Origin of the sequence: Clostridium sp. (assembly GCF_051278035.1) — a bacterium.
Taxonomy (GTDB): Bacteria; Bacillota; Clostridia; order Clostridiales; family Clostridiaceae; genus Clostridium_AD.
In genome coordinates this window covers 1-26,184 of record NZ_JBNMNU010000049.1, presented here as the reverse complement: position 1 = coordinate 26,184, position 26,184 = coordinate 1, and the positions used below count along the sequence as shown (strand labels likewise).

At 31.7% G+C, this 26,184-nt stretch carries 29 protein-coding genes; 17 read left to right on the top strand and 12 right to left on the bottom strand.

Annotated elements, in window-relative coordinates; translation table 11 throughout:
* From ACJAX4_RS09390 to ACJAX4_RS09370, 5 genes are all read right to left on the bottom strand, one after another.
* Nucleotides 1-1,411 (bottom strand): CoA-disulfide reductase (locus ACJAX4_RS09390; RefSeq protein ID WP_435789198.1); only part of this gene is annotated, 1,411 nt, incomplete at its 3' end.
* 322 nt (nt 1,412-1,733) lie between these two features.
* Nucleotides 1,734-2,834 (bottom strand): GerAB/ArcD/ProY family transporter, encoded by a 1,101-nt coding sequence (locus ACJAX4_RS09385; protein WP_435789197.1) that lies wholly within the window; start codon nt 2,832-2,834, stop codon nt 1,734-1,736.
* Nucleotides 2,835-2,882: 48 nt separating this feature from the next.
* The gene (locus ACJAX4_RS09380; protein WP_435789196.1) at nt 2,883-3,038 is read right to left on the bottom strand and encodes a hypothetical protein; all 156 of its coding nucleotides are present in this window, start codon (nt 3,036-3,038) and stop codon (nt 2,883-2,885) included.
* A gap of 78 nt (nt 3,039-3,116) precedes the next feature.
* Entirely contained in the window at nt 3,117-4,253 is a 1,137-nt protein-coding gene (locus ACJAX4_RS09375; RefSeq protein ID WP_435789200.1) for a Ger(x)C family spore germination protein, read from the bottom strand.
* Nucleotides 4,254-4,266: 13 nt separating this feature from the next.
* Nucleotides 4,267-5,766 carry a spore germination protein gene (locus tag ACJAX4_RS09370; protein WP_435789195.1) on the bottom strand — a complete coding sequence of 500 codons (1,500 nt, stop codon included), beginning with the start codon at nt 5,764-5,766 and terminating at the stop codon, nt 4,267-4,269.
* Nucleotides 5,767-6,047: 281 nt separating this feature from the next.
* Between ACJAX4_RS09370 and ACJAX4_RS09365 the strand changes: the two genes are divergently transcribed.
* Complete coding sequence (locus ACJAX4_RS09365) at nt 6,048-7,331, top strand: hypothetical protein (protein WP_435789194.1); 1,284 nt, start codon at nt 6,048-6,050, stop codon at nt 7,329-7,331.
* A 65-nt stretch (nt 7,332-7,396) separates the two neighbouring features.
* Here ACJAX4_RS09365 and ACJAX4_RS09360 read toward each other — a convergent pair whose 3' ends face one another.
* The 6 genes from ACJAX4_RS09360 to ACJAX4_RS09335 form a co-directional block, all read right to left on the bottom strand.
* Nucleotides 7,397-8,275 carry a DMT family transporter gene (locus tag ACJAX4_RS09360; RefSeq protein WP_435789193.1) on the bottom strand — a complete coding sequence of 293 codons (879 nt, stop codon included), beginning with the start codon at nt 8,273-8,275 and terminating at the stop codon, nt 7,397-7,399.
* Nucleotides 8,276-8,443: 168 nt separating this feature from the next.
* On the bottom strand, nt 8,444-9,802 hold the full coding sequence (locus ACJAX4_RS09355; RefSeq protein WP_435789199.1) for a SpoVR family protein: 1,359 nt from the start codon (nt 9,800-9,802) through the stop codon (nt 8,444-8,446).
* An 8-nt stretch (nt 9,803-9,810) separates the two neighbouring features.
* Nucleotides 9,811-10,983, bottom strand: a complete 1,173-nt coding sequence (gene yhbH, locus ACJAX4_RS09350) for a sporulation protein YhbH (protein ID WP_435789192.1) — start codon at nt 10,981-10,983, stop codon at nt 9,811-9,813.
* Between the two features lie 4 nt (nt 10,984-10,987).
* Nucleotides 10,988-12,910 carry a serine protein kinase gene (locus tag ACJAX4_RS09345; protein ID WP_435789191.1) on the bottom strand — a complete coding sequence of 641 codons (1,923 nt, stop codon included), beginning with the start codon at nt 12,908-12,910 and terminating at the stop codon, nt 10,988-10,990.
* Between the two features lie 161 nt (nt 12,911-13,071).
* The gene (locus ACJAX4_RS09340) at nt 13,072-13,536 is read right to left on the bottom strand and encodes a hypothetical protein (RefSeq protein WP_435789190.1); all 465 of its coding nucleotides are present in this window, start codon (nt 13,534-13,536) and stop codon (nt 13,072-13,074) included.
* Nucleotides 13,537-13,743: 207 nt separating this feature from the next.
* Nucleotides 13,744-14,886: an alanine dehydrogenase gene (locus tag ACJAX4_RS09335; protein WP_435789189.1), complete on the bottom strand. Its 1,143-nt coding sequence runs from the start codon at nt 14,884-14,886 to the stop codon at nt 13,744-13,746.
* A 369-nt stretch (nt 14,887-15,255) separates the two neighbouring features.
* Here ACJAX4_RS09335 and ACJAX4_RS09330 point away from each other — a divergent pair, with 369 nt between their 5' ends.
* From ACJAX4_RS09330 to ACJAX4_RS09315, 4 genes are all read left to right on the top strand, one after another.
* Complete coding sequence (locus ACJAX4_RS09330; protein ID WP_435789188.1) at nt 15,256-15,819, top strand: TetR/AcrR family transcriptional regulator; 564 nt, start codon at nt 15,256-15,258, stop codon at nt 15,817-15,819.
* 131 nt (nt 15,820-15,950) lie between these two features.
* Nucleotides 15,951-18,335 (top strand): endopeptidase La, encoded by a 2,385-nt coding sequence (lon, locus tag ACJAX4_RS09325; protein ID WP_435789187.1) that lies wholly within the window; start codon nt 15,951-15,953, stop codon nt 18,333-18,335.
* 173 nt (nt 18,336-18,508) lie between these two features.
* Nucleotides 18,509-19,201, top strand: a complete 693-nt coding sequence (locus tag ACJAX4_RS09320; protein ID WP_435789186.1) for an iron-sulfur cluster assembly scaffold protein — start codon at nt 18,509-18,511, stop codon at nt 19,199-19,201.
* 20 nt (nt 19,202-19,221) lie between these two features.
* The gene (locus tag ACJAX4_RS09315) at nt 19,222-20,223 is read left to right on the top strand and encodes a GGGtGRT protein (protein WP_435789185.1); all 1,002 of its coding nucleotides are present in this window, start codon (nt 19,222-19,224) and stop codon (nt 20,221-20,223) included.
* Nucleotides 20,224-20,790: 567 nt separating this feature from the next.
* On the opposite strand, the gene ACJAX4_RS09310 is transcribed toward ACJAX4_RS09315, so the two are convergent.
* Complete coding sequence (locus ACJAX4_RS09310) at nt 20,791-21,141, bottom strand: helix-turn-helix domain-containing protein (protein WP_216300273.1); 351 nt, start codon at nt 21,139-21,141, stop codon at nt 20,791-20,793.
* 177 nt (nt 21,142-21,318) lie between these two features.
* On the opposite strand from ACJAX4_RS09310, the gene ACJAX4_RS09305 reads away from it, so the two are divergent.
* The 12 genes from ACJAX4_RS09305 to ACJAX4_RS09250 all read left to right on the top strand — a co-directional run bounded on the left by ACJAX4_RS09305 (nt 21,319) and on the right by ACJAX4_RS09250 (nt 26,019).
* A complete protein-coding gene (locus tag ACJAX4_RS09305; RefSeq protein WP_216300272.1) occupies nt 21,319-21,531 on the top strand; it encodes a helix-turn-helix domain-containing protein in 213 nt (70 codons plus the stop codon).
* A gap of 43 nt (nt 21,532-21,574) precedes the next feature.
* Nucleotides 21,575-21,784, top strand: coding sequence for a hypothetical protein (locus tag ACJAX4_RS09300; protein WP_435789184.1), 210 nt, complete (start codon nt 21,575-21,577; stop codon nt 21,782-21,784).
* 159 nt (nt 21,785-21,943) lie between these two features.
* Nucleotides 21,944-22,246 carry a hypothetical protein gene (locus tag ACJAX4_RS09295; RefSeq protein ID WP_435789183.1) on the top strand — a complete coding sequence of 101 codons (303 nt, stop codon included), beginning with the start codon at nt 21,944-21,946 and terminating at the stop codon, nt 22,244-22,246.
* A gap of 25 nt (nt 22,247-22,271) precedes the next feature.
* Nucleotides 22,272-22,439, top strand: coding sequence for a hypothetical protein (locus tag ACJAX4_RS09290; protein ID WP_435789182.1), 168 nt, complete (start codon nt 22,272-22,274; stop codon nt 22,437-22,439).
* Nucleotides 22,414-22,596 carry a hypothetical protein gene (locus ACJAX4_RS09285; RefSeq protein ID WP_435789181.1) on the top strand — a complete coding sequence of 61 codons (183 nt, stop codon included), beginning with the start codon at nt 22,414-22,416 and terminating at the stop codon, nt 22,594-22,596. The genes ACJAX4_RS09290 and ACJAX4_RS09285 overlap by 26 nt, the downstream gene beginning before the upstream one ends.
* 75 nt (nt 22,597-22,671) lie before the next feature.
* Nucleotides 22,672-23,097, top strand: coding sequence for a hypothetical protein (locus ACJAX4_RS09280; protein WP_435789180.1), 426 nt, complete (start codon nt 22,672-22,674; stop codon nt 23,095-23,097).
* A gap of 29 nt (nt 23,098-23,126) precedes the next feature.
* Nucleotides 23,127-24,002: a hypothetical protein gene (locus tag ACJAX4_RS09275; protein ID WP_435789179.1), complete on the top strand. Its 876-nt coding sequence runs from the start codon at nt 23,127-23,129 to the stop codon at nt 24,000-24,002.
* Nucleotides 23,995-24,156 carry a hypothetical protein gene (locus ACJAX4_RS09270; protein ID WP_435789178.1) on the top strand — a complete coding sequence of 54 codons (162 nt, stop codon included), beginning with the start codon at nt 23,995-23,997 and terminating at the stop codon, nt 24,154-24,156. Before ACJAX4_RS09275 ends, ACJAX4_RS09270 begins: the two co-directional genes overlap by 8 nt.
* Nucleotides 24,157-24,170: 14 nt before the next feature.
* Entirely contained in the window at nt 24,171-24,593 is a 423-nt protein-coding gene (locus ACJAX4_RS09265) for a hypothetical protein (RefSeq protein ID WP_435789177.1), read from the top strand.
* 43 nt (nt 24,594-24,636) lie between these two features.
* Entirely contained in the window at nt 24,637-24,804 is a 168-nt protein-coding gene (locus ACJAX4_RS09260; protein ID WP_435789176.1) for a hypothetical protein, read from the top strand.
* Between the two features lie 47 nt (nt 24,805-24,851).
* Complete coding sequence (locus ACJAX4_RS09255) at nt 24,852-25,253, top strand: replication terminator protein (RefSeq protein ID WP_435789175.1); 402 nt, start codon at nt 24,852-24,854, stop codon at nt 25,251-25,253.
* Between the two features lie 46 nt (nt 25,254-25,299).
* Nucleotides 25,300-26,019 (top strand): hypothetical protein, encoded by a 720-nt coding sequence (locus ACJAX4_RS09250; RefSeq protein WP_435789174.1) that lies wholly within the window; start codon nt 25,300-25,302, stop codon nt 26,017-26,019.
* The last annotated feature ends 165 nt before the right edge of the window (nt 26,020-26,184 follow it).

Here is a 26,184-nt window from a genome sequence, read left to right as displayed (position 1 = left end):
CTATAAGTGCAGTATTTGTTTTATCGTAGGCTAAAAATTCATCAGTGGTTATTACATCAGTTATTCCTTTTAACACATTTTCAGCCAAAAAACCTGCCATATTTACTGGATCTTTAGCTGATGAGAAAGGAGGTGCATAGGATAGTTCTAATTCTGTTAGATCAGTAACTGTTCCGCCGAGGCGTATAACTGTAGCAAGTACATCTATTCGCTTGTCTACTCCATCATAACCTACTCCTTGAGCTCCAAGTATCCTTCCTTCATCATTAAAAATAAGTTTTAAAGTCATAGGAAGAGCACCAGGGTAATAAGATGCATGACTTACAGGATGTACAAATACAACTTTATGAGGAATATTAAGTCTAGTTAAAGTTCTTTCATTATTGCCTGTACCGGCAGCTGTTAAACCAAACACCTTAATAATTGAAGTTCCTTGAGTTCCCTTAAAAGTAGTTCCAAGACCAGCTATATTATCAGCTGCAATCCTACCTTGTTTATTTGCAGGTCCAGCTAGTGGAATTGCTGATTTTCGTTTGTTCACAAAATCAACTATTTCTATAGCATCACCGACTGCATATACAGAAGGGACAGCTGTTTCCATTTTATCATTTACTATTATATGACCCTTAGGTCCGAATTCTATTCCACTATTTTTTAGAAAACCAGTATCAGGAAGCACTCCTATTGCTAAAATAACCATATCAGCGCTTAGTTTTTTATCACTATTTAAAATTACTTCCACACTATCTTCATTATCTTTAAAAGATTTTACTCCGTCGTTTAAAACTATTTCAATGCCATTATCTGAGATTTCCTTTTCAACGGTTAAAACTATATTTGTATCTAAAGGGGCCATTATGTGGGGAGCTGCTTCTACTATAGTAACGTCAAGACCTCTTTCTTTTAGGTTTTCAGCCATTTCAATGCCAACATAGCCTCCGCCAATAACAACAGCCGAATTAATACCTTTTTTGTCCACAAATGCTTTTATATTATCAGTATCTGGTATATTTCTTAAGGTGAATATTCTTTTACTGTTAATGCCCTCTATATTAGGTTTAATTGCTTTTGAACCTGGTGATAGGACTATATAATCATAGCTTTCTTCATAAGTGCCTTTTGCCTTGCTATTAACTGTTACAGTCTTTTTCTCTGTGTCAATTCCCACTACATCACTGTTGTTTCTTACATCTATATTAAATCTGGCTTTCATACTCTCGGGGGTTTGTACTAAAAGGTTATCTCTATCTTTTATTACTTCACCTATATAATAAGGAAGACCACAATTTGCAAAAGAAATATATTCATCTCTTTCAAACATAATTATTTCTGCAGTTTCATCAAGTCGTCTGAGCCTGGCCGCTGTTGACGCTCCACCAGCTACTCCACCTACAATTAATACTTTTTTCATATAAATATTCCTCCTTGTACTTTTTTAATTTATTTATTAGCTCAATATTAAAATTGAATTTATTAACTTTGTTATTCTTTTATCTCTAATTTCATAGTTAACTTGGAGTCCTTTTTGTGAGCCATCTAAAACACCGGCATATCTTAACTTCTGTAAATGTTGTGATACAGTGGATTGAGGAAAAGAATTGTTATATTATAATATTACGATATAACAATATAATAACACATATAAAATAAAAAGCAATAGATATATCAATCTTTGTTAAATATTTATTTTATAAAAACGAATAACAAGTCAAATATGAAAACATACTGACTTGTTATTTATTTGAAATAGTAGAATTTGAACTTCTATTTTTAATCTCCGCCATAATAAAAACAATAAAGGGGATTATAACTACAAAAGGTAAAGAATAAAATTGCCAGATATTAAAAGCAAAAAATGACATTTCCATGATGCTTTTATAAACGAAAAAGGAGAAGGCGAGCATTAAAAGGGTTACAGGTGTTGCAATAAACTTATAATCATCAAAATCAAAGATCTTGGAAATTCCATTACAGACAGCAAAAATACATATAGAAACTTTAACATAGATACTGATTAGAAAGTCAATAGTTACGAACATTTCCATTCTTTCAAGTATATCTCCGATTCTAATTAGGCTTATGGCCATTGTAGAAGGAAAATATACTCTAGATATGGTTTCACTACCAATTATTAAAATGTTTCTTAGGGTTGCTAAAAATATAAGCCCCCCACCTATGAGTAAACCTAGCATAAATGTTTTTTTGTAACTTTTAGTTTTAGATATTTTTGAAAATACCATCATAAAAATTACAGTTTCTCCAAAAGGATAAGAAAAACTTGAGAAAGCACCTCTTAAAACTGGTGACGCACCATTACTTAATATTGGCTTTAACCGGTATAAATCCATTTGTGGAATAGCCAATACAGTGACAGTAAAAAATAAGATGATAACTACAAAAACAAAGAATTCAGACCATCTTCCAAGTACTTCAATTCCCTCTTTTATGCCCCATATTAGCAGTATACTAAAAAAAATCATAGGCACTGCTATTGGTGTGTCATCATAGACTAAAGTTTTAGAAAATTCTGATAAATTAGTTATAACTACAGTTCCATCATGAAAAGCAAACCATATCATTAATATACTGACTATTTTACCTATATATTTTCCCATTAGGATTTGGAGTATATCAAATAAATCTTTTCCTGGATATAAAGATAAAATTCTGGAGTACATAAGTAACAATAAGATTGACCAGGTGATAGCAATAATTATTGCTAGCCAGGCGTCTTGTTTTGCCAGACCTCCAGATCCTTGAAGGAAAGTACTTCCAATTATGAAAAGGATTATAAGTATTACACCTTGTCTTTCAGAGATAACTTCATTTTTCATTTGTGTCTACCACCCTATCACTGCTTTCCAAACAGTTAATAATAAAAACTAATTACTTTTACCAAATATTAATTCTACAACATTTTTTATTCCATTTGATGGACTTGGCAACGGTACCTTTAAAGCAACAAGTATGCTAATTATCATGGAAAAGGTAATTAGAGAAAAATATAATATTATTTTACCCTTATTTTTTTCCTTCAAAAGGGGTACCGTCTCAAAAAAAATTATAAATATATATGAAATGATTACAAATACAACCATATATAAATTCTCCTTTTGTTATTTTACTAGGGGGATAGAATCATTCATTCGACCACTAGACTTTATATCTAGATGTACATTAACTTCTGTCTTCATCTCAGTAAATATATTTATTCCATTTTTTTTAAAACTTTCACTTATTTTTGGCATATTGTTACGAAAAACTTCTCCAAAACCTAAAATATCAGTATCATTTTTTTGTAATTTTGTAATTAAAGATTGTATTGTACCCTCCATACTATTTTCTGCCTCACTCTGAAATGTTTTTAAGTTTTTTTCTTCTATAAAATTTTTAGTGCCTTGAACCTCGGATATAATTACAATTGGGTAAATATCTACTATTAGTGATGCAGATCCATTATTATAATGGGGGGTAAGTTTAGTGATATTTTGATCTATTTCTAAGGTTACGCTTGTGCCAGTTCCTGAAACATTTTTGATATTAATTAAGCCACCACTTATATTATTTCTAATCATAAGCATATATAAAGTTTCAAAATCATCCAAATATCCTACAAGCTTATCTGCTTTGAAAATAGCAGAGCCACTTAAACGAGGTGCTAGAGTACTCTCATTAATCTCATTTTTAACAGAAGCTACTGCCTGAGAATCTCCGATAGCAGTGAGTCTATCTATAAATGACCATAGACTTGAATAGGTGTATTTAGAAAGTAGTATCCCCGATTTCATAGTATCATCAAGATGAAAACCAACTACTTGATTAAGTCTGACCTTTTGCTTTAAAATTTCAGAAGCAGTTTCACCCTTTGATATTAGAAACCACATATCGGGTCTGACGTCTGAGGATCTATTTAACCAATCAATTACAGGGATTACGCCTTCAATTGCTAATTGTTCGCTTACTATTATGACCTTTGCATCACTCCAAAAAAGTTTCATACCAGTTTTTTGTATCATATTTCTAACAGCGGAGAATACGCTTTCACCTTCGGATATGAAGAGCTCCGAACTTATAATTGATGATGCCCCTTGCATTTGCGTGGTTATAATTTCTGCTGTAACAATATATTTACTTGTTATTTCATCTTTGTCTATTGCTACACCAGACACTATTGCAAGGCTCTCTATTTCTTCATAATCCCAACACCCAGATAATAAAATAGGACACATAATTATCATTAAAAATAATAATATTAATTTTTTTTTTTCATTTCCAGCTCCTCTTTCCAGCTTTTTTCATTCGCTTACTATTTTTTGTTAAAAGCTTCGGCCTTAAATACATAGCCCACCAGGGGGCTCTTATTGCCGTATCTTTTATATCCTCAGCGGAAAAAGCAGGGACGTTAATCATATATGGTATACCAAAAGAGCGTATTGACATCATATGAAGTACTAATCCCATTACTCCAAACATATAACCATATAAACCTAGGACAGAGGACAATATAAGTAAAATTATCCGTATCTCCGCTATCCCCAAAACCTGTGGTAGCATTATACTTGCAATTCCAGTTATTGCAGTTATTATTATAATTGGGGCACTAACTAGTCTCGCATTAACAGCAGCATCACCAAGCACTAAGGCACCTACTATACTAATTGCTCCGCCAACTTGCTTAGGCATTCTAAGTCCTGCCTCTTTTAGTATCTCAAATATGATCATCATAGCCATGGCCTCTACAAATGTTGGAAAAGGGGTCCCTTTCCTTGCAGAATACATGCTTAGAAGAAATGGTGTTGGAAGGAGCTCTTGATGAAAGGTAGCAAGGGCTACATATATGGCTGAAGTACTAGTACTAATAAAAAAACATAACCATCGAAGAAGCCGTACAAAGGATGAATATAAAAAATTATCATAATAGTCTTCATTGCTCTGGAAAACCTCAACAAAAAAGGTTGGAAGAGTTAAAACAATAGGGCTTCCATCGCAGATAACCGCAAATCTTCCTTCGAGAAGTTTGGCTACAACCACATCAGGTCTTTCTGTATTAATAATTGTTCTAAAAGGAGAATAGGGTGCATCTTTAATAAGTTCTTCAACGTAACCACTATCTAAAATACCATCGATTTCAATACCACTCAGACGTGTCATTAGCTCTTTAAGTATAGCTTCCTCAGCTATACCCTCAATATAACAAACACATATCTGAGTTTTTGTTTGCTTTCCTATTTTCATAAATAAAAGTTTTAAATTTGGATTAATTACTCGTCGTCTAATAAGTGTAAGATTTAAGTTAAGTGACTCGGTAAACCCTTCCCGAGGACCTCTGACTATAGTCTCTGCTTGGGGTTCTGAAATTTGTCTTGTTTCCCACCCGATAGTATCTATAATAAGTACATCCGCAAAACCATCTATAAAGAGTATTGTTTTACCATATATAATTCCATGGACAATATCGTTAGCATCGGAGCATCTTTTGTTATCGCCAGTTAAAAGTACTTCTTGCATTAAAACATTCATAATTTCACTAGGATTAATATCAGATTTGTTACTTAGTGTTATTGGCTTTATAATATTTTCAGTAATTTTTTGTGAATCTGCCATACCGTTAATGTAAATAATCATACACTTACAGCTATTAGGCTTTCCAAATAATAGTGGCCTATATACAATTGTTTTATCATTTATAAAAATATCTTGTAAAATTTTAATGTTTTCATCTAATGAACTTTTTAGTTTTATATTTGAAAAATCATTTATATTCATAAATTAACACCCTTTTTATTTTAATAATTAAGCACGTGTAGATATTTTATCCATTATTTAAATGCATTATTCACCTAAATTATTAACAAAGAGGGATGCTTAAGAAATTATTGCAGAAGATATAGGATAAACCTATAGGGTTAATTTTTATGTTTTATATAATTGAAAAATTGAAACATATGTAAAATTAAATATAAATGAGTATCAATTATTAAAAAGAGTGAGATACTACAGAAATGGATAGATTAAATTGAAATTAAATAGAATGAGGAGTTTATAATATGAGAAAGTATAAATTAGAGAGTAAACCACGTAGAAAAAGAGCATATGTAAGTTTATCTGGTACAACGACTCTTCATTTAAGAAATCCATATGTAATTGCAGCCTGGTCCGCAGCCTTTCCAGGGCTTGGTCATCTCCTCTTATCAAAATATATAACGGGATTTATTTTATTTTTATGGGAGGTATTTATAAATTATCAGGCAAACATTAACCTTGCAATTTTGTATTCATTGACAGGTAAAATTGATATGGTAAAAGAAGTAATTAATATTAATTGGGCGCTACTTTATATTCCTACATATATTTTTGCTATTTATGATAGTTATAGATCCACAGTTGATATAAATAATATTTTTACCTTAGCAGTAAAAGAGGACGCAGAAGTTGAAGCATTCAATATAGGAGCACTGGAAATTAACTTTTTAGATAAAAAAACTCCGTGGGTAGCTGCGATGTGGTCATTACTAAGCCCAGGTGCAGGTCAAGTATATATACAGCGAATTATCGTAGCTGTTTTTCTTCTTGCTTCGTGGATAGTGGTTGCCTATTTTTCTAAGTTACTTCCAGCGATACAGTATACATTATTGGGGCAATTTGCTAAGGCTAAGGAAATTGTTGATTGGCAATGGTATTTAAATATTCCATCTATTTATATGTATGCAATGTACGATGCATATGCAAACTGTGTAGAAGAAAATAATTTATTCGATTGGGAGTTATCTAAATTTTTAAAAAAGAATTATCAAAATAAGAATTTTCTTATTCCGCATAAAAAAAGAGGAAATAAAGGTGATAACATGTATATTATGTCTACATTTGATTATTCGGTTGACCTGGAAATAGCAATTACTTCAATACAAATGAAAGGTGTTGAAAAAGAGAATATATTTGCGGTTCCAGTAGATAAAGCGAATGAAAATATAAAGCTTATGGATTCCATTCATCATTCTGATAGTGTGAGTTTAATGGATTTAGCCGCAATCTTAGGTGCAATATTTATGATCTTCGGAAGTGCTTATGGTTTCGTTTTAAAGTGGGGTCCTGTATGGTGGGGAGTAATTGGTCTGGGTTTTGGTTTTGGTAGTGGGATAGTTATAAAATTAATTTTACTGAAAAAGTTTTCGGATAGGCAAAGAAGCACAAAAGAATCTGAGGTTATTCTTATAATTGAATGCAAAGAGAGCCTTGCAGAAGTGGTAGTAAGTACACTTTGGTCAAATCACGCTCTCGGTGTTAGTAAATTAGACCATGTTAATAATATAAATAACTCAAATACTGGGTAGTATTTGAGTTATTTATATTATTAAGTAGATTATTAGAATTATTTTCTACTCTATAGAGAGTGTTTCTAGTTTTTTTGGCATATGTACACCCCTGTAATTATTAAAATAGCAGTGAAAAATTTTATAGTTGACATACTCTCTTTCAATATGGTTACAGAAAGTATAATAGAAAAAATAGGCACTAAATTAATAAAAATCGAAGTTTTGCTTGGACCTATTTGTTTTATTGATATTTGCTGAACTAGATATCCTATTACTGATGCAAATATACTCATATATACTACTGCTATAAATGAGTAGTAGGGAACTGACCTTATAAACATCCAAGGTTTGTCATATATAACAAAAGGAATTAAAAATATGGTGCAAAATAAAAAACTATAAAAGGTTAGTATCAGTGGCGAAAATCTATGTATAACGCTCTTACTAAAAACAGAATAGGCAGCCCACATACAAACAGCTACAATCATTAATAAGTCACCTTCGTTTAAGGATAGGCTACGCATTGTGGATAGATTTGCATTTGTTATAGTTAAAAAAACGCCTACAAAAGATAAGAGAATTCCAATAGCTCTTTTAGAAGTGATTTTATCCTTTAGGAAGAAAATACATAAAATAGTTGTTATTATGGGATTCATGGCTGCTATTAAAGATGAATTTATCGCAGTAGTGTATTTTAGGGCGCTAAAAAAGAAAATATGATAACCAAAGATTCCAATAATACCTGTAAATAAAAATACAGGAACATCTTTTTTAGAAAGTTTATAATTACTTTTGTCTTTATACTTTACAACAAAAAAAAGAATAAAAGTTGCAACAAAAAATCTTAGAAAAGTTAAAGTATAGACTGGAATAAAAGGGACGGAAAGTTTGCCAGCAATAAATGCGCCTGCCCAAAAAAGTGCAGATAAAACCATTAACACATATATTTTTCTGTTAGCCAAAAATATCAACTCCTTATTATTAATAAGTTTTTCAGTTATTATAATAATACTACCTTTTTACCTATTTTGACAGATGATTATATTTGTGTTGAGCAAAAAAACAACCGTACCTACTCATAGCGTTGTGAGAACTAAACTATAAAAGGTACGGTGTTATAATATTATTTATTAAGCTTTCTTCTTATTCTCACATACAATAGTAGTTTCTTTCCCAAGCCTAGTTGTTTTTAATGTTACAGTATGGCCCCATAATTCATTTACATATTTTAATGTTTCTTCTGCATAAGTTGCATTTAATTCTCTTCCATCATAAACATGTTCTAGAATTAAAGTTTTGTCATCTTTGGACATTTCATCTACTCTTATAAGAGGTATACTACCTACGCCGCAAGAATTACACAAAGTATTTCTAATGCTTTTAAACCCACTATCATCCGCAACTTCTTTTACTACGTAATTTCCATCCTTAGCTGCATACTCAAATAGATTAAGGTCTGCACATAATTCCTCTGTTAAATATTTTCTTAAAAATGATTCATCTCTTTCAATAGCCCGAACTTCAAATATTTTATCAATTCCATATCTTTTTACAATATCCTCTAGGACTTTAAAGCCTACAAAATATGGATTTATGGATCCGTGACCTGGAGCTATAACATCATTATGACGCTTAATAAATTCTAAATGCAGGTCATGTGGTAAATTAAGTTTTTTTGATATATTATAATGCCAATAGCTGGCCCAGCCCTCATTCATTATCTTTGTCTCTATCTGAGGTAAAAAATATGCAGTTTCCTTTCTTACAATTTCTAATAAACTTTTTTCCCATTCTTCCATATCCCCATATTTTATTATAAAATATAAGATATCATCCTCTGGTTCTAAAGGTATTTTATTTAAATTAGGAAATTTTAATTTTACATATGATTCTAAATTACTGTGTACCTCGAATTTGTTTTTATATTCGTCTAAAAGTCTTTGTTTTAATACTTCTCCTCGTATTCTCTTTTCACCAATGACTCTAGTAGTTTGAAATTTTATGGCATGAGCTGCATCAAGTATTCGTTCTACCTTTTCATAGCCAATACTAGGATCATTTATATAACTTCTAACCATATCTGCATGGAATTTAAACATCTCTACAGTAGAGGAGGCTCTAGTTCCATCTTTAAATAGCCTGTTATTTTTAAAGAAATCATTATGCCCATAAACATGGGCCATAGTGAGTATCTGAAGTAGAAGTGTGTTTTCCTTCATTAAATATGCAATACAAGGGTCTGAGTTTATTACCATTTCATAAGGCAGACCCGTTAAATTATATTTATAAACAGTGCTATTTTTCTCGTAGGACTTTCCAAAACTCCAGTGAGGGTATCTTGAGGGCATACCAATGTAAGATTCGTAGGCCAACATATCCTTATATCCTATTATTTCATATTCCTGAGGATAGAAATCAAGTCCTACATCTTTTGCTAAATCTTCAATCTTCTCATTCCATTCTTCTAAATCCTTCAAGGTATAATCCAAAACTTGTTTCACCTCTCCCCATCTTTTTTTAGCATATATTTTAGTCCTTTCCACAAGTCCTGTTTTATTTTTATATCTACTGGAAGAAAATTTTTATTAGTAACGCCTCTAGTGAAAATATCTTTCATAGAGGAGGAGTAATAGCTACGCATAAGCTCAGCATAACCAAATAAATTACTAACTTCACAAATGCTTTTTGCAGCTTTTATTGCTTTCTCATTATCTTCTTGCCAATTATCACCATCACTTACATAGAAAACATAGACGTTCCAATATTCAGGATTATATCTTTTATCAATTATTTCTAAAGCTTTATTGAGTCCACTAGAAATATACGTGCCCCCTGATTCTACTTTATGGAAGAAATCTATTTCATCTACTTCTTTAGCAACAGTTGTATGCGCTATAAAATTAACCTCAACATTCGAGTATTTAGATTTAATAAATTGAGACAACACAAAGAAGAAGGAGCGTGCCAAGTATTTTTTTGTAGTATCCATTGACCCGGATACATCCATTACACATAAAATTACTGCATTTGCTTCTCTTTTTAGAACTTGCTTTACTCTATGATATCTTAAATCTTCATTCTTGAAGGGCAATCTTTCCATTATATCGTCCTTTGATAATTCCTTTAAGGCTTTACTTTTGCACTGCTGTCTTTTGATTTTTTCGGCTACTGTTCTTTTTTTAGCAAGACGAGGATTAATACCATGTCTTTGATAGCCAGCTCTTTTAAAACTATTTTCTGTTAAAATCTCCGAAAACTTTTTTTTATCCATTTCAGGCAGTTCTAAATCTTCTAAAAGGTAATTTAGAGCATCTTCCAAGGTTATTTCTGTTTCGTAAATATCTTCGCCTTCTTCATCACCGGCTCCGTTTGGACCATTTCCTTCGCCCTCTGCTTTTTCTTTTCCGATAACTTGGCCTCTCGATTCAGTGCCATCTCCACTTCCAACTCCACCCTTATTTTTACCAAAGATAAATTCATATTCCTTTAGGCCTCTTATTGGTATTTTAATTTTTTTGTCTTTACTTTGCCCTATGATGCTTTCTTCTGATAATATGTCTCCTAAGTTTTCTTTAATAGATTTCTCTACAAGCTGACGGTGACGCCTTCTATCTTCCACCGCCCTATCATGTTCTATTGGGCTTGAATTATGACTTCTAAATGTGCCCATAGGCTTAATCCTTCCATAGATTATTTGCAGCATATTTTAATATTACATCACAGCAATGATCGCAATAGCCATTTAATTTCATTTGTTCCACCATAACATTATATTTTTCATCCTGTTCTTTATCACGAACTCTAGACCTTGTTACAATTCTTGAAAGCTCTTTTACTGAGCTTGTTAGCTTCTTTTCGATTGCTTCTTTTAGTGGTTCATAAGATTCATATTTAATTTTACCACCATTTCTAACTACATAGAACATATAGGAAGTTACATCACTTCTAAAGCCTTTTGCAGAACTTTCACCCACTCCAATTTGTTCTTCTATAGAGCGCATAAAATGCTCATCAGCTTGTAATTCCTCACCGGTAGCGGTATCCTTCAATTTTGCCTTATTTACAAAGGCTTCTGCATTATCAATATAATTATTAAATAAACTTTCTGCCTGCTCTTTATAGCTGTGTATAAAAGATTTAGTTACTTCCTTCTCCAAAATCTTGTTATATTCTTTTCTAATAGTATCCTGGACAAATCCCATATACTTTTTCTTTTCATCTTCGGCAACATCCATTTCTCTAACGGATTTAATTATACTTTCCATAATACTAAGTGGATTTATACAATCATATTCTGAATTAGAAATAGCGTTATCAATGGCTTTTACAATAAATCTAGTAGAAATTCCTTGCATGCCCTCATCCATACCTGCTTCTTCTCTTAGTTCACTAATATCAACCTTTTTAGTGGTTCCTTTCTCAACTATTTCCTCGCCATTATAAATCTTTAATTTTGTTATAGGATCCACTTTATTAGAGGGTTTAAGCCTTGAAAGCAGTGCAAACATTGCAGCGGTCTCAATAGTGTGCGGTGCGATATGAGGTCTGAAATTACTCTTTTTTAGTATCTTCTCATAAATCTTAATTTCTTCATTTAGCTCCAGGCAATAGGGAACCTCAATCTTAACTATTCTATCTAAAATAGCTTCATTGGTATGATCTGATTTAAACCTATTCCATTCGGCTTCATTAGAATGGGCAATAATTATACCATCAAAGTAAATCATAGAGCCCTTTCCTGGTGAAGGAATTGATTTTTCTTGGGTTGCAGTTATTATGGTATGAAGATATTCAACATCATTTTTGAATACTTCTATAAATTCTACAAGTCCTCTATTTCCAACATTGAATGCTCCATTAAGAGAAAAAACTCTTGGATCATCTTCTGAGTACATATCCATTTTCGATATATCTACAGATCCAGTAAGAATTGAAGTATCTTGATTATTTGGGTCAACTGGTGGTACAACACCTATACCTTTTCTTGATCTTATAGAAAAGGAGGTAGTTGTAACAGGAAAACTTTCAAACTTTCCACCATATTCGTTTATAAGCTTATACTTACACGCAGGGCAAAGATCACCTTCAATCTTAACATTAAGCATTTTCTCGAAATCATGCCTTAGATGTTTAGGTACTAAATGTAATGGTTCTTCATTCATAGGGCATCCTTTTAAAACATAAACTGGTTCTGTGTTTTCGAAAGCCTTCTTTAAAGCTTCGACGAGTGATGATTTTCCAGCGCCTACAGGACCTGCTAAATACAGTACCTGCCTAGATTCTTCACCTTTCATAGATGCAGAATAAAAATAACTGACTATTTTCATTAATATTTTATCAATTCCAAAAAAGTCTTCATTAAAAAAATTGTACTTTTTAATAAGATCATTGCCATATATCTTTCTTATTCTTGGGTTTACTTCAGGTTTTAAAATTTCAAAGCCATCCTTCATTATTGTGTCATACATCCTCTTATGGGAAAGCTTAGCCTTGTCTGGATTTTCTTTGATTATATCTAAATACTCTAAAAAAGTTCCTTCGAACTTACTTTTGATCTTAACTTCTCTATCATCTTCTATTATTTTTTTAAAGTCCATTTGATACCTCCTAAGATAGCTTTATTTTAACTATTATAAAGTATATGTAAGGGGATTTTTAACATGATTAATAATAAGAAATATCTGGTGAATTATAAAAAAAATAATTTTAAGTAAATCTTCACAAAAATAAGAGTACCAAATTTGGTACTCTTATTTTTTCAAATGTGCATCTCCAAGTTCTCAATAAGTTTAGTTTTTAATTTAATCATATTAGATAATGTGGTATATGAGGTTGAGGTTGTATCACTGGATGTTTTAACTAGTCTCCCTTGTATGTCAAGCAACAAGGCTAATATTTCTTTTTCTAACTCAGTAGAAAAAGATAAAAAATCCTTGGGTGTTGCAGCATCAGTAACATATATTCTTAAGTTAAATTGGTTTATTAAAAATGAAATCTTATCATAGATTCCAAAATCAATCATGTCCATTTCATTAGGTTTAATTTCTGCTTTTAGCTTTTTATAATAAAAGAGTGTTTTGTCAACATTGTCAGCTAAAACTTTAGATAAAATCTTTACAACAGGGTGTTGACTTAATTGATTACTAATTTGGGTGTAAAGATCCTTTCTTTTTTGTGGAATAGTAATAGCTTTATCAATGACATCTATAATGTTATATCCCAATATAAAATGGCCTCCTTCCTTAAGTTAATAAATATATTAAAGCATAACATAAGTAAATCATAAAGGGGGTGCGAATAATAATTTTTCAGGTAAACATTTTAGTGAAAAAGATCTAGGATAGTCTTAAAAGCTCATATAAACAAAAATAGTAGCAAACAAGGAATCCTTGTTTGCTACTATTTTTAATATAATTGTAGGAAAAAAACATTACATTACAATGTCATCTTCATAGTTAACTGCAGTTTCTTCAAAATATTCAATAGTTGCTTTGTAAATAGCTCTGTTGAAGTAATCATTACTATATAAATTGAATTCGCAAGGGTCATATCCTATAAGATTACGTACAATATATATAAGCTGTTTACCATATAAGTCCATGCAGGAATTTGGATTAACTCCAGGCCATGCATTACAACTTACTACTGTTCTTTGATTAAATGATTTACAAGACTTTGGTATATTGTTATATTCCGCATCGTTTGGGTGAATAACAATTTTATCTAAAGTACCATTTGGCACACCTTCAATTGCCTTTATTTGAATAGAATTAATGTCTGATATATATGGATCAGCAGTCAAATCTAAAATTACAGAATGAGGCTTTAGATATCCTAATAACTCATTACTGATAATATATTCTGTAGCATCGTCTCTACTGGTTGCATCCACTAAAATATCTGTTTCCTTTAGAATATTCATCATAAGTTTTTTATTAGTAGTTATGTTTCTAGACAACATATTAACAAGAACTCCATTACTTTTCTCTGACAGAATAGCTTCATTTATCTTATTATTAGCATATTTACCAGCTAATTTCGCTGCCGTTAAGCCAACTCGTCCCATTCCCATTATACTCACTATTATAGGTTTTACATCTATAATAGACATATTTTCATATTTTTTTACTAGCTCAGTAAAGGCTGTGTTAATTCCGTTTCCTGAAGTTGCTCCATAATTCACAACGATTCGTTCAAGAAAATCATTTCTAATTGAATCCAGAGAAACGGCAAAAATGCCTTTCTTTTTAAGATGTTCTACTCTTGTAGCTCTTGTTTGATAATGAAGCATACTTAATAGTGTGCTACCATCTTTCATGTAGTCAATTTCTTCCGACACTGGTGATCTTAAAACTGCAACTATATCTTTTTCATAGCACTTTCTGTTAGATACAAATTTTATTGTGTCATTTTCCTTTAAATAATCTTCTTTTGTATAACCTAAGGCGGAGCCATAATCTTCCTCAAGATATATTTGTGCATTCTCTTTTTTAAGCATACCAAAAAAAGATGGTAAAAAATCTCTTTTTTCATTTATTTCCTTGTGCATTCGTGGAAAACCTATAGTTTTCAATAATATCATCCCCCTTGTCTTTCTTAGCGAAGATAATGAATATCATATGATAACATTATTAAGCTATCTTTTTTAAGCTAGTTGTATTTTTTGGTAAATAGATGTAGTAATAAAGGATTGTGTAGAAAGAATTATAACTCTGAAAGTTGTTATGCTTAGCTTGTATTATGTTGAAGTGTAGCATAGATTAGTACTAAGTCTACGACAAGTAACAACTTATTATACAATACAAGTTGTAACTTAGCAATGATATATTTAAAAGCTTATAATATTATGTTAAAAAATGGATGAAATATCATTAAATAATAAAAACATCACTTGACAATAAATGAATGGTCGTTTATTATAAAATATAATAGAGGTGTTAAGATGAGAAGAAAAGATGATGAAAAGGAAAAAAGTATAAAAGAAGCAGTTGTTAAGTTAATACTTGAGCAAGGATTTCATGGTACTTCTATTTCGAAAATTGCTAAAGAAGCAGGGGTTTCTCCAGCTACTCTTTATATTTATTATGAGAACAAAGAGATTATGTTACGGGACATATATCTTGAGTACTCCGAAGAAATTTTTGATTATCTGCTTAGTAAGATTTGTAAGGACATGGATGGACATGAACTTATTGAAATGCTTGTTAGAGGATACTACACTTACATCCAAGAGCATGGAGAGATTTTTCATTTTGTAGATCAATTTTCAAGTTGTCCAGCTTTATCTAGTCAATGTTCAGATAATAAAGGTATAAATAATTTAAATAATTTGTTAGAGGAAATGAAAGAGAAAAGGGTTATTAAAGATTTTCAAAATTACAATTTAGTAGCTATTCTTTTTTATCCTATAAAATCCATTGCAATTAAGCAATGTACTTTAGAAACTGAGCAGGATATGATGCTTTCAGAAATGATTACAATCATTCAAGAGGCATTGCTTTTATAATAAGTAGGTATGCTTGATTCATTGTAGCGAGAGAATTTTGTGAGGGAGTAGTGGCAAAAGTGTCTCGCTAATAATTAAAAGATAAATAAACGAACATTCACTTATAAATATGAACCGAAAGGGTGATCAATATGAATTTAGATAAAAAAAACAAAGAGGGAATGGTGATTCCTGTTTCAAATATAGTTCTATTACCAGGAATGACTTATACTTTAAAATTGAACAAAGTTAGTGAAGAAACACTTAAAAAATTAGCTATGGACGATCAATTTATTATTGCACTATCACTAAAGCAAAATTTTAACCAAAGCGGTTTAAAGCAAGAAGATTTTAATACTGTTGGAGTTTCATTTCACGTAAATGAAGTTGAAAAAACTGAAACTGGATATCACTTAAAAATTAAAGTGATGGATAGGGTAGAAGTTAAATCACTGAGTATTTCCAATGGTTTAATAAATGTAGAATTTGAGATTGCACAGGATATTATTGATATTACAAAAGAGGGTCAAGAAGAAGTACTAGAGTATGTGAAAAAGATTACTCGTGAGGTTAGCGAAAATTTCAAGGGCTCTGAGCAGTTTATGAAGATAGTTGAGGAACAAGAGGATTTAAATAAACTTATGTCTCATCTTACTCAATTTATGCCTCTATCAAATGAAGAAAAATACAATTTAATTCAAATTCAATCTTTAAAAGAGAGAAGTCTTAAATTTGTGGATTACATCTTAAAGCAAAAAGAGTCTCTTAAATTGCAACTTGAAATGGCAGAAAAATTTACTGAGAAAGCGAATAAGAGTTATAGGGAATCAGTACTTAGAGAGCAATTAAAATCTATTCAAACTGAATTAAATGAAGGAAAACGAGAAGGTTCTAAAAAGGATAAAGATTATTTTGATAAAATCGAACAAGCTGAAATGCCAATAGACGTTAAGGAGGCTGCTCTAGACGAACTAGACAAGCTAGAAAGTCAAAGCCCAAATAGTGCTGAGTATAATGTTATACGTAACTATTTAGATTTACTTATAAAGCTTCCTTGGAAGAAGGCTGAGCATGAAATTATAAATTTAGAAGAGGCAAGACAAATCCTAGATAAGCAGCATTATGGACTTTCCAAGGTGAAGGACAGAATAATACAGCATTTAGCTGTTATGCAACTTAAAAAGAATAATAAAGGATCTATATTATTATTAGTTGGTCCGCCTGGAACTGGTAAGACGAGCTTAGGTAAAAGTATTGCAGAGGCCCTCCATAAGAAATATATAAGGCTTAGTTTGGGTGGCATACGTGATGAATCTGAAATTAGAGGACATAGAAGAACTTATGTAGGTGCAATGCCAGGAAGAATTGTTCAAAGTATTAAAAAAGCAGGAGAAGTAAATCCGGTTATGGTTTTAGATGAAGTAGACAAGCTAATGAAGGGAAATAACGGAGATCCAGGTAGTGCACTTCTTGAGGTGTTAGATCCAGAACAAAATAATAGTTTTACAGACCATTATTTGGACTTGCCTTACGATTTGTCCCAGGTTTTCTTTATAGCAACAGCTAACTCGCTAGAAAGCATTCCTAGACCGCTTCTTGATAGAATGGAAATAATCACAATGTCTAGCTATACTATGAGTGAAAAATTTCATATTGGAAAAAATCACTTGATACCAGAGGTTCTTGAAGAGCATGGACTTACTATGCAACAGTTAGCTATTGAGGACGAAGCACTAGAAAAAATAATAAGCGAATATACTCTAGAGGCCGGTGTTAGAGGACTTAAAAAGCAGCTTGCGAAAGTTGCTAGAATCACCTCAGAAAAAATTGTTGGGAAAAAGGTAGAATTACCATTTAAAGTTACTGTAGATGAGTTAAGTGAATTGCTTGGAAGAAAAGTATCAAGCCATGATAGGGCTCAAAATGATAACCCTCCTGGAGTTGTAACTGGGCTTGCATACACAACAGTTGGTGGAGAAATACTATTCATTGAAGCTACTGATATGGTAGGAAGTGGACAAATGACACTAACTGGGCAACTAGGAGATGTTATGAAAGAATCAGCGAAAATCTCACTAAGCCTTCTTAAATCTAGACTACCAATGAATGCTATAAATTTTAAGGAAAGAGATCTTCATATACATGTTCCGCAAGGTTCTACTCCAAAAGATGGTCCTTCAGCTGGGATTGCTTTATTCACTGCACTTGCATCACTTGTTACAGGGATAAAGGTAGATTCAAAACTTGCAATGACTGGTGAAATAACATTAAGAGGAGCAGTGCTTCCAATTGGTGGCCTTAAGGAAAAATTAATTGGAGCACAAAGAGCTGGGATAACAAAAATACTAATTCCAAAAGATAACTTAATTGACTTAAAGGATGTGCCAGAAGAAGTTTTAAGTGAACTTACAATTAAAACAGTAGAAACAGTAGAGGACGTTCTTAGGGAAACACTGGGAATATCATTACCTAGAATAGAACATGTATTTAATGCTAATATATCTACGCAGGTAAATATTAAAGCGAATCAAATATAAGCAGTAGTAATATAAGCAATGGTAATGTTTACAGTGCTTAGCAACAAAAACTAAAAGAGTTTTTGTTGCTATTTTTTTATGAAATCTATTGTCTGATGTGGATAAGTTTGTTAAAATATAAATGATTGATTTTTCGGAAACAATATTTTTTTATGTAGGGAGGAGATTATAAAATGAATTATTCACACGAAGTTGAAAGCATGATATGTGTAGCAAAGGGCCCTAATCATGGTTCTGCACCAATTCCAGAAGAAGGAAAATGGGTACAATCTAAAGAAATAAAAGACATATCAGGATTAACACATGGTATAGGTTGGTGTGCTCCACAACAAGGTGCATGTAAACTTACATTGAACGTTAAAGAAGGAATTATACAAGAGGCATTAGTTGAAGTTATTGGATGTTCAGGTATGACACATTCAGCAGCTATGGCATCTGAAATCTTACCAGGAAAGACTATACTTGAGGCTTTAAACACAGACCTAGTTTGTGATGCTATAAATACTGCAATGAGAGAATTATTTCTTCAAATAGTATACGGAAGAACTCAGACTGCATTCTCAGAAGGTGGACTACCTATAGGAGCAGGTCTTGAGGACTTAGGAAAAGGATTAACAAGTCAAGTTGGAACTATGTACGGAACTTTAGCTAAGGGTGTTAGATACTTACAAATGGCTGAAGGTTATATATCAAGAGTAGCATTAGACGCAGATAGTCAAGTAATTGGTTATGAGTTTGTAAACTTTGGTAAAATGATGGATATGGTTAAAACAGGAATGGATGCTAATGATGCTATGAAAAAAGCTACTGGTACTTATGGTAGATTTGCAGAAGCTGTATTAGTTATAGATCCAAGAAAAGAATAAGAAAAGGAGGGTGAATTTAAATGGCATTATTTGAAAGTTATGATAGAAGAATTAATCAGATCATACCCGTACTAAAACAATATGGAATGAACACCATAGAGGACGCAAAAGCTGTCTGTGATGAAAAGGGTATAGATCCTTATACAATTGCAAAGGAAATACAACCGATTTGTTTTGAAAACGCTTCATGGGCTTACGTTGTAGGTGCTGCAATAGCAATAAAAAAGGGCTGTACTAAAGCTGCTGATGCTGCTGTTGCTATAGGAGAAGGCTTACAATCATTTTGTATTCCAGGTTCAGTTGCTGATGATAGAAAAGTAGGTATTGGTCACGGAAATCTTGCTTCAATGCTTTTAAAAGAAGAAACAGCTTGTTTTGCTTTCTTGGCTGGACACGAATCTTTTGCAGCTGCTGAAGGTGCAATTGGTCTTGCAAAATCTGCCAATAGAGTTAGAAAAGAACCTCTAAGAGTTATTCTTAACGGCCTTGGAAAAGATGCAGCTATGATAATTTCAAGAATCAACGGTTTTACATATGTACAAACTAAGTTTGATTATTATACTGGTGAAGTTAAAATAGTTAACGAAACTGTTTATTCAAAGGGCGATAGAGGAAAAGTTAGATGTTATGGTTGTGACGACGTTAGAGAAGGCGTTGCTATAATGCATTCTGAGGGCGTAGATGTTTCTATAACTGGAAACTCAACTAACCCAACAAGATTCCAACACCCAGTTGCAGGAACATACAAAAAAGAGTGTATAGAACAAGGAAAGAAATACTTCTCAGTAGCATCAGGTGGTGGTACTGGAAGAACTCTTCATCCAGATAATATGGGAGCAGGTCCTGCTTCATACGGTATGACTGATACAATGGGAAGAATGCATTCAGATGCACAATTCGCAGGTTCTTCATCAGTTCCAGCTCATGTTGAAATGATGGGATTAATAGGAATGGGTAACAACCCTATGGTTGGAGCTACTGTTGCAGTTGCAGTTGCAGTGCAAGAGGCAATGAGTAAATAATAAACCACTGAAACTGTCAACAAACAATAAAGTTTAGTCAAAATAAAACAAGTTTGGTTAAAAACAATAAAGTTTAGTCAAGACTGTACAAGCAGTGAAAGTTTTTCTTTCACTAATTGCACAGTCTTTCTTTTTTGCAGCCAGAACCATTAACTGTCAGGTCTTAAAAAAATAGAAAACAAACCCGAACCCCAACCCGAAATCAACCCACACATTCACACCTAAAGCATTGTAAAACCACACTGGACAAAGAAATAGAAAAGAAAAGTAGAAAGACAAATAGACTTTGGAATAGACAAACCCACACCAAAATAGAGCCGTCCGTGGCCCTTAATTATTGCAAGTTTTAACTTTGAAATCTTTCAAGAAACCAAACTTTATTCTCATTTATTTATGTTGAATTTTGAATAGAAAAACAATAGAAAAAGGTAGTAAATGGGAAAAACCAAACTTTATTATAATTTGGAAGAAAAATGAAGAAATGGGCTGAGTGATACCAACGTTTGTGGGTGGGGGAAAAGGGGGAAAACTGTCGAATAACTAATCTTTATTGTTTGTATACAAGTATTACTCTTCATCTTCAAAAAGTGCATCTATATATTGTTCTATTAATTTCATTTTTTTAGGAGTTAATTTTTTGCCATCAAAGTGTGCTGCGATTGTATCAATTGATTGGTTTTGTTCTTTTTCCTTTTTATTATCAGATAATCCAATTATATAATCAAGTGTAACATTAAAATACTTAGTTAAAATTCTGGCATTAGCTAACGTTGGTTCAGCTTTCCCATTTTCCCATTTAGACACAGTGCTCTTTGCAAGATTTACCCCATAAGTTTTGGCTAAATCATCACACATCTTATCCATAGATACGCCTTTATCTTCTCTTAACTCTTTTAATATACTTCTTAATTCATTCATTTTTTTTCAATCTCCTTCAACTCCAGTAGTTTCCTGTAGTGAAAGTATATCACATTTGTTTTTCTTTGTGAACAATTTTTTTAATAAAAAGACAAAATGTTATTGACATGGAAACTTAAAGGGGTTATATTTATAGCACAAACAGTTTCCAAAAGGCTAACAGAAGGAGGTGACATATTGGACAAGTCAAACAAAAGAGAATCCTATTTTAAATTTAAAGGCTATTTAGCAGAAAATAGCATTCAACAAAAGGAAATAGCCCATATTATAAATATTTCACAGGCTACGTTAAGCAAAAGGCTAAACGGTAAAGGGGGTGACTTTACTATCCAAGATCTAAAGAAAATTTGTAAAACATTAAATGTAAAAGCCGAAATTTTTTTTAATTAACATGTTTCTAAAGAGCTAATAAATTAATATAGGAGATGTGAAAATGGGTAAAAACAGTAGCAGTAACAACCTAACAGTAAAAGAAGTAGCAGAACTGCTCGATAAGACACAACAATTTGTGCGTATCGGTCTACAAAGAAATATACTACCTTTTGGTTATGCCGTAAAAATGTCTAGCATATGGACATATCATATATCTGCATATAAAGTTTACAGCTATTTAGGAATTACACAAAGTGAATTGAATGAGTAAGTATTCAATAATTTAACCAAAAGGACAAGCATTAATAAATTAATAAAAATACCTCACATCTTAATATTGTAAATCTAATGATACTAACGCACTACATCGCAATGGTGTAAAAGTCCCCAACAACGGGTAATAAATTTAAAAAGGAGGTAAGTGAAATTTATGGATTATAACGAAATCGCAAACAAGTATATAAAAGCAGGAATTAATAGTTATCAATTCGCAAATGCACTAGAGGTTAAAAAGGTATTAGACTATGATTTTAGGACAATAAGAGGATTTAAAGCACTACCTGATGGAGAAAAAATAAAAGCTGAACGGTTAATTTGTAGGTTTTTAAACGGACATGGACTTGAGGCAAGAGAGGGGATAAGGCCTACGAAAATAAAAAGAAATTTAGGAAAATTCATTCTTCATTACGGCGAAAAATACAGTTATTTGTACGATGGCGGTTCGGTAGGGTAATAAAATTATAAGGAGGATTAAACAAATGCAATTTGTACAAGTTATACCAGTAAAAAACTATACAGAAAAAAAGTGGTTAATGAAGAAATACCAAAAGTGTATAAACATTACCGCTCAAGCATTTGCGAATTATATAGTGATTGAAAATTGTGTTAGGAGGGAAAACAGTGTTAAGAAAGTCATTAGAAAGTAAAGTAGGACATCTTAGTAATACGGAATTTGCAATAGTTTGCGAAATAACAGGGGATGATCTAAAGGCAAATAGAGTTAAATTTAAAAAGTGTACAAGCTTAGATTATGTATTAGATATTGCAGTTAGAGCTACTAAAATATTTAGGAGTTGTTCATAAAAAAAGAACCCTTTGACGAGGGCCCTAAGATAAATAATCCAATGACATTATATCACAATAAATGGAGGAATGAAAATGAAAAAAGAAACAATGGCTTATATAACAGCCTTAACAGATGTATACAGTGGAACAATAAATCAGCCTATGATTAAATGCTTAAATGATTTATTGACCTTTGTAGTAGATATTCCAGAGGAAAATAAAGAACAATCAATAACATCTTTTAATATTGCATTAGAGAATGAAAATATTAAGCAAGAGAATGCAGAGTTATTAAATAGAGTAATGGAGTTTGAAAATAGTTGTGAAAACATGTGTGAAGTTGAGAAGAATTTGCAAGGAAAAGTAAAAGGAGCAATGGATAACAATGTAGCATTAAATAGTACTTGTAATAAATTAAGAGATAAAAATAAATATCTTTTAAGATTAAATAGTGTACTTGACCAGCGTAATAAAAAATTACTATATAAAAATTCAAAACTTACAAAATTATTTTCTTAGTATAATTCAATCAACATGGAGGGCAATAGATGGCACAAAGAAGAATGTTTTCAATGAAAATCATTAATTCTGCAAGGTTTTTAAAGATGCCTGTAAGCTCTCAATTACTATATTTTCACTTAGGATTACAGGCTGATGATGACGGAGTGGTTGAAGCTTATAACACTTTAAGAATGACTAATTGTACAGAGGACGATTTAAAAATACTTGTAGCAAAAGATCTTGTAATAGTTTTGAATGAGGACTTAGTGTCTTTTATAACTGACTGGAAAGAACATAATTTAATAAGGCCTGATAGAAAAATAAATAGCATATATAAGGGTTTACTTTTGAAAATAGTTCCAGATGTAGATTTAGTAACTAAAAGAGCTAGAACAGATTTAAAAAAAATGATTGAAGCACCAATGGACGGACAACGGACGGACAATGGACAGGCAATGGACGGCATAGGTAAGGTTAGGTTAGGTAAGGTTAGTTTAAAAATAGAAAAAACTTTTTTATCTGATTCTGACGAATACAGATTATCTTCTTATTTATGGAACTACATTAAAAAAAATAATGAGCAGGCAAAAAAACCTAACATGCAAAAATGGTCAAAAGGTTTTGATTCAATTTTGAGGATAGACAGTAGAACAATTGATGACATTAAAAAAGTTATAGTATTTAGCCAAAAAAATGAATTTTGGTATAAAAATATATTATCGCCAGATAAACTCAGAAAACATTATGAAAAACTAACATTGCAAATGAAAGAGCCTAAATATGAAAAAGGTAAAGGCAAATTTGTTGATAATTGCATTCAAAGGGATACCAATTATGACGAATTAGAGAAGAAGCTTTTAGGAGATAAAACAGAAGCAGTAGAAACGAAGGTTGGTATCAATTTGGCTGATTATTATGAGTGATAAAGATATATTTACGCAAAAAGAAATTGCTGAGGAAGTAGAGAAGCTAATTAAGTACACGCTGCAAATGAAAGCTATAACTAGATATGGAGGCGGAGACCTTCCAAAAATTCAAAAATTAAGTTTGTGGTCAAGAAATATTTTAAAAAAATAAGAGGAGTGAGAATTATGAGTGGAAGAATATCCGGATTAAAAAATAAAATTGCTACATTGAGAATAACTATTATAGCGCTAGAAATGACACCTAATAACAAAAAAATAACATCGTTAGACAATCAAATACTTGGATTAAAGCAGGAAGGTCAATGCAAACAGATAACTATAGATAGCTTAGAATTTGATGTAAGCAAAGGAGAAAAAAGAATTAAAAATGCAGATGAAATTATAATCTCTTTAGATAAAGAGATAGAACTGTTAAAAACGAGAGAACGTTGTAACAAAGAAGATATAGTTTATTTAATAGATAAACTAAATACAACTAGTAGAAAGTTAAAAGAGTCTGATGAAAGCATAGTTATATTAAATGCAAATATTAAGAGTTCTTTCGATAAAAAAATTAAGAATAAGATTAAAAAACTGTTTGTCGGTTAAGTCGCAATTGCTAAATATTCCGAATCAATAAGGGGTGAATGAATTGGCATTTACTAAATATAAAATAGTTATCACAAGAAAAGAGCATAAATGTAGTAGTTGTGGTTGTACTATAAATAAAAATCAAGTAGCTAAATATGGAGTTACAACAGATTCAGAGCATACCTGTAGTCTTTTAGCTTGTTATTGGTGTAGTTCATGTATGAATTAATAAAGCTAAATATTATAAAATAAATAAATTTAAAAGGAGATAAAAATATGAGTAAAAATTTTAGTATTGAATCTTTGGCAGATGGAGCAATAGCAGAACAAGTAAATGCAGCAATAGAAAAGGTGTTAGAAAATATTGCAGACTTAAATACACCTTACAAAATCAAGAGAAAGTTAAATATAGTATTGGTTTTTGATGCTGATGAATCAAGAGAAATGTCCGAGGTTGGAGTTACTATTAATGCAAAATTAGCACCAGCTACACCAACTAAAACTAGGATATTGTTAGACAGAGATAGTAAAGGCAAGATAGTAGGTGCTGAATATAAAAAGCAATTAAAAGGACAGATGGAGTTAGAAATTCAATGCGATGAAAACGGTGAAATAATAAATAATTCAGCAGTAGCTACAGAAGATTTAAAAGGACTTAGACTAGTAAATAACAAATAATCACCTACTCATATGAGAGGTTAAGATTTATAGGAGGAATTTTATTATGAACGAAGCAAATTCAAAGGAAGCATTAGAGTATTTAGTTGGGTTAGGTCAAGGAGAATTAAAAAGATTTATTGCTGCAAATGGTTTTGAGTATACAAACCGAAAAATTGAAAGAGTAATAGATCCTACACCCTCAGCAATTGTTGCTTCAACATTAACGTCTTTAGTAGATTATGTAAAAGGAAACATAGATCAATTAGGAAAAATAATAATACAGGTAGAAAGTCCTTCCAAAGTTTATTTATCCTCAGAACTAAAAGCGGACAAGCATAGAGAGGAGTACATGGAATGCAATGCAATTGTACCTAGAATAGCATTTGATAACTTTATTGAAACAGAAAGATTTAATGTTATGTTGCAATCAAATTTCGTAAAAAACAATGATGTTGAACAGCTACTAATTGTAACAGGTAGCATTAAAGATGAAGCTGTTAAACAAGTTGGAGACGATGGTATATCTCAATCAGTAACTGTTAAAACAGGAGTTGCAACAATGGGTGCTGTAGTTATACCTAATCCGGTTATGTTAGCACCATATAGAACATTTCCAGAGGTAGAGCAGCCAGTAAGTAAATTTATATTTAGAATGAAATCGGGTCCAACAGCAGCAATTATAGAAGCTGATGGAGGAGCATGGAGAAACGAGGCAATGGAAGGTATAAAGTTATTTTTAAAAACAGAATTAGCCGATATCGCTGATTTAACAATAATTTCTTAAATAATAATGAAAGAGAAAGGGCTTATAAGTCCTTTCTCATATAAAAGCTAAATTTCGTGAAGTAAGGAGGATGAATTATTAATGGAATTGAAAGATACAAAAATATTTATTCCTGAAATACCAAAGGAGTGGGAACAGCGAATACGTGCTGGTAACACAAATATT

What these genes read in the sequence shown, in the direction of transcription:
- ACJAX4_RS09310 (WP_216300273.1), bottom strand. Translation starts at nt 21,141, where the DNA reads ATGAATGAATTAAGAAGTATATTAAAAGAGTTAAGAGAAGATAAAGGC.
- ACJAX4_RS09385 (WP_435789197.1), bottom strand. Translation starts at nt 2,834, where the DNA reads ATGAAAAATGAAGTTATCTCTGAAAGACAAGGTGTAATACTTATAATC.
- yhbH (WP_435789192.1), bottom strand. Translation starts at nt 10,983, where the DNA reads ATGGGCACATTTAGAAGTCATAATTCAAGCCCAATAGAACATGATAGG.
- ACJAX4_RS09255 (WP_435789175.1), top strand. Translation starts at nt 24,852, where the DNA reads ATGAGTAAAAATTTTAGTATTGAATCTTTGGCAGATGGAGCAATAGCA.
- ACJAX4_RS09250 (WP_435789174.1), top strand. Translation starts at nt 25,300, where the DNA reads ATGAACGAAGCAAATTCAAAGGAAGCATTAGAGTATTTAGTTGGGTTA.
- ACJAX4_RS09295 (WP_435789183.1), top strand. Translation starts at nt 21,944, where the DNA reads ATGGATTATAACGAAATCGCAAACAAGTATATAAAAGCAGGAATTAAT.
- ACJAX4_RS09315 (WP_435789185.1), top strand. Translation starts at nt 19,222, where the DNA reads ATGGCATTATTTGAAAGTTATGATAGAAGAATTAATCAGATCATACCC.
- ACJAX4_RS09265 (WP_435789177.1), top strand. Translation starts at nt 24,171, where the DNA reads ATGAGTGGAAGAATATCCGGATTAAAAAATAAAATTGCTACATTGAGA.
- ACJAX4_RS09275 (WP_435789179.1), top strand. Translation starts at nt 23,127, where the DNA reads ATGGCACAAAGAAGAATGTTTTCAATGAAAATCATTAATTCTGCAAGG.
- ACJAX4_RS09300 (WP_435789184.1), top strand. Translation starts at nt 21,575, where the DNA reads ATGGGTAAAAACAGTAGCAGTAACAACCTAACAGTAAAAGAAGTAGCA.
- ACJAX4_RS09270 (WP_435789178.1), top strand. Translation starts at nt 23,995, where the DNA reads ATGAGTGATAAAGATATATTTACGCAAAAAGAAATTGCTGAGGAAGTA.
- ACJAX4_RS09320 (WP_435789186.1), top strand. Translation starts at nt 18,509, where the DNA reads ATGAATTATTCACACGAAGTTGAAAGCATGATATGTGTAGCAAAGGGC.
- ACJAX4_RS09370 (WP_435789195.1), bottom strand. Translation starts at nt 5,766, where the DNA reads ATGAATATAAATGATTTTTCAAATATAAAACTAAAAAGTTCATTAGAT.
- ACJAX4_RS09290 (WP_435789182.1), top strand. Translation starts at nt 22,272, where the DNA reads ATGCAATTTGTACAAGTTATACCAGTAAAAAACTATACAGAAAAAAAG.
- ACJAX4_RS09345 (WP_435789191.1), bottom strand. Translation starts at nt 12,910, where the DNA reads ATGGACTTTAAAAAAATAATAGAAGATGATAGAGAAGTTAAGATCAAA.
- ACJAX4_RS09280 (WP_435789180.1), top strand. Translation starts at nt 22,672, where the DNA reads ATGAAAAAAGAAACAATGGCTTATATAACAGCCTTAACAGATGTATAC.
- ACJAX4_RS09365 (WP_435789194.1), top strand. Translation starts at nt 6,048, where the DNA reads ATGAGAAAGTATAAATTAGAGAGTAAACCACGTAGAAAAAGAGCATAT.
- lon (WP_435789187.1), top strand. Translation starts at nt 15,951, where the DNA reads ATGAATTTAGATAAAAAAAACAAAGAGGGAATGGTGATTCCTGTTTCA.
- ACJAX4_RS09330 (WP_435789188.1), top strand. Translation starts at nt 15,256, where the DNA reads ATGAGAAGAAAAGATGATGAAAAGGAAAAAAGTATAAAAGAAGCAGTT.